Genomic DNA, 3,089 nt, shown 5'->3' on the forward strand with positions numbered 1-3,089 from the left:
AAAACTTTGAATTGTTCAATTTGAATAATTTAGAGTTCTCAATAAGTAAAGAAATATGCCAGTCAATTGAAAGATTGATTGTGCGTCTACTTTAGTATTCTAACTTCTGGCGAAGTTAAACAGTCCTTGAAATACACACCCTTTTGGGTTGTATGGTTAAGTGACTAAGCGTACACGGTGGATGCCTTGGCAGTTGGAGGCGATGAAGGACGTATTAACTTGCGATAAGCCTGGTCAAGCTAGTAAAAAGCGCTTGAGGCCAGGATTTCCGAATGGGGAAACCCACCTGTTTACAGGTATCTTGCACTGAATACATAGGTGTAAGAGGCGAACGCGGAGAACTGAAACATCTAAGTACCCGTAGGAAAAGAAATCAACCGAGATTCCGAAAGTAGCGGCGAGCGAAATCGGAGCAGCCCTTAAGCTTATTTGATGTTAGTGGAAGCCTCTGGAAAGTGGCACGATACAGGGTGATAGTCCCGTACACGACAATGTCTTATAAGTGAAATCGAGTAGGTCGGAGCACGTGAAACTTTGACTGAATATGGGGGGACCATCCTCCAAGGCTAAATACTCCCAACTGACCGATAGTGAACCAGTACCGTGAGGGAAAGGCGAAAAGAACCCCTGTGAGGGGGAGTGAAATAGAACCTGAAACCGTGTACGTACAAGCAGTAGGAGCCTCTTCGTGGGGTGACTGCGTACCTTTTGTATAATGGGTCAGCGACTTATATTTTGTAGCGAGGTTAACCGATTAGGGTAGCCGTAGTGAAAGCGAGCGTTAACTGCGCGTTGAGTTGCAAGGTATAGACCCGAAACCCGGTGATCTAGCCATGGGCAGGTTGAAGGTTGAGTAACATCAACTGGAGGACCGAACCCACTAACGTTGAAAAGTTAGGGGATGACCTGTGGCTAGGAGTGAAAGGCTAATCAAACCGGGAGATAGCTGGTTCTCCCCGAAATCTATTTAGGTAGAGCCTCGGACGAATACCATTGGGGGTAGAGCACTGTTTGGGCTAGGGGGTCATCCCGACTTACCAACCCCATGCAAACTCCGAATACCAATGAGTACTATCCGGGAGACACACGGCGGGTGCTAACGTCCGTCGTGGAGAGGGAAACAACCCAGACCGCCAGCTAAGGTCCCAAAGTGTATGTTAAGTGGGAAACGATGTGGGAAGGCTAAAACAGCTAGGAGGTTGGCTTAGAAGCAGCCACCCTTTAAAGAAAGCGTAATAGCTCACTAGTCGAGTCGGCCTGCGCGGAAGATGTAACGGGGCTAAACATACCACCGAAGCTGCGGCTGCGAACTTAGTTCGCGGGGTAGGGGAGCGTTGTGTAAGTGGCTGAAGGTGTGCCGGGAGGCATGCTGGACATATCACAAGTGCGAATGCTGACATGAGTAACGACAATGCGGGTGAAAAACCCGCACGCCGGAAGACCAAGGGTTCCTATCCCATGTTAATCAGGGTAGGGTGAGTCGACCCCTAAGGCGAGGCCGAAAGGCGTAGTCGATGGGAAACGGGTTAATATTCCCGTACTTGGTATAAATGCGATGGGGGGACGGAGAAGGCTAGACAGGCACGGCGTTGGTTGTCCGTGTGAAAGTATGTAGGCTTGAATCTTAGGAAAATCCGGGATTCTTTAAGGCTGAGATACGAGACGACACTCTACGGAGTGGAAGCTGTTGGTGCCATACTTCCAGGAAAAGCCTCTAAGCTTCAGTTTATACCGAATCGTACCCCAAACCGACACAGGTGGTCAGGTAGAGAATACTAAGGCGCTTGAGAGAACTCGGGTGAAGGAACTAGGCAAAATAGTACCGTAACTTCGGGAGAAGGTACGCTCCTACCTGTGATGAGACTTGCTCTCTAAGCGGACGGGAGTCGCAGTGACCAGGTGGCTGGGACTGTTTATTAAAAACACAGCACTCTGCTAAATCGCGAGATGACGTATAGGGTGTGACACCTGCCCGGTGCCGGAAGGTTAATTGATGGGGTTAGCGTATGCGAAGCTCTTGATCGAAGCCCCGGTAAACGGCGGCCGTAACTATAACGGTCCTAAGGTAGCGAAATTCCTTGTCGGGTAAGTTCCGACCTGCACGAATGGTGTAACCATGGCCACGCTGTCTCCACCCGAGACTCAGTGAAATTGAAATCGCAGTGAAGATGCTGTGTACCCGCGGCTAGACGGAAAGACCCCGTGAACCTTTACTACAGCTTGGCACTGAACATTGAGCCTACATGTGTAGGATAGGTGGGAGGCTTTGAAGCAGAGACGCCAGTTTCTGTGGAGCCATCCTTGAAATACCACCCTTGTATGTTTGATGTTCTAACGTTGGCCCCTGAATCGGGGTTGCGGACAGTGCCTGGTGGGTAGTTTGACTGGGGCGGTCTCCTCCCAAAGAGTAACGGAGGAGCACGAAGGTTGGCTAAGTACGGTCGGACATCGTACGGTTAGTGTAATGGTAGAAGCCAGCTTAACTGCGAGACAGACACGTCGAGCAGGTACGAAAGTAGGTCATAGTGATCCGGTGGTTCTGAATGGAAGGGCCATCGCTCAACGGATAAAAGGTACTCCGGGGATAACAGGCTGATACCGCCCAAGAGTTCATATCGACGGCGGTGTTTGGCACCTCGATGTCGGCTCATCACATCCTGGGGCTGAAGTCGGTCCCAAGGGTATGGCTGTTCGCCATTTAAAGTGGTACGCGAGCTGGGTTTAGAACGTCGTGAGACAGTTCGGTCCCTATCTGCCGTGGGCGTTTGAGAATTGAGAGGGGCTGCTCCTAGTACGAGAGGACCGGAGTGGACGAACCGCTGGTGTTCGGGTTGTGATGCCAATTGCATTGCCCGGTAGCTACGTTCGGAATCGATAACCGCTGAAAGCATCTAAGCGGGAAGCGAGCCTCGAGATGAGTTCTCACTTGGAGTTTAACTCCACTGAAGGGCCGTTGAAGACTACAACGTTGATAGGCAGGGTGTGGAAGCGCTGTGAGGCGTTAAGCTAACCTGTACTAATTACCCGTGAGGCTTAACCATACAACACCAAAATGGTGTGAGACTGTTAAGTTAGAAGTTAGAAATTAA

Annotated in this window: 1 rRNA gene; it reads left to right on the forward strand. The window is 50.3% G+C overall.

The features are described 5' to 3' along the window. The first annotated feature begins 154 nt into the window (after window positions 1–154). A 23S ribosomal RNA gene (locus tag C2M35_RS00005) occupies window positions 155–3,041 on the forward strand. Window positions 3,042–3,089 lie beyond the last annotated feature (48 nt).

Origin of the sequence: Pseudoalteromonas sp. T1lg76 (assembly GCF_002964725.1) — a bacterium.
Classification (GTDB): domain Bacteria; phylum Pseudomonadota; class Gammaproteobacteria; order Enterobacterales; family Alteromonadaceae; genus Pseudoalteromonas.